The organism is Microbacterium sp. GbtcB4 (genome assembly GCF_019091465.1).
Lineage (GTDB): Bacteria > Actinomycetota > Actinomycetes > Actinomycetales > Microbacteriaceae > Microbacterium > Microbacterium paraoxydans.
The window spans coordinates 1-237 of record NZ_JAGXJJ010000557.1; the positions used below are offsets into that span (position 1 = coordinate 1).

At 76.8% G+C, this 237-nt stretch carries 1 pseudogene; it reads right to left on the reverse strand.

From position 1 onward, the window contains the following. Positions 1–218 (reverse strand): annotated as a pseudogene (locus tag KVS71_RS18810) (AI-2E family transporter); the annotation flags it as partial. Between the last annotated feature and the right edge of the window lie 19 nt (positions 219–237).

Here is a 237-nt window from a genome sequence, read left to right on the forward strand (position 1 = left end):
GCGGCGGGGAAGATGATGTTCGCGCAGACGAAGAACCGGGCGGGGGCGGCGCCGAGCCCCCCGCTGCCCAGACCCCCCGCCACACCCAGCAGGGGCTCGGGGGCGAGGATCGAGGCGGCCCCATCCGCCGCCTCCTGACCCAACCCGAGGAACTGCAGCCAGGCGACCACCTGATCGGCGGGGGGCACGGGGCCGTCCGGGTGGGGGGGGTCCCCCACCAGTCGGGCGTACGGGGTG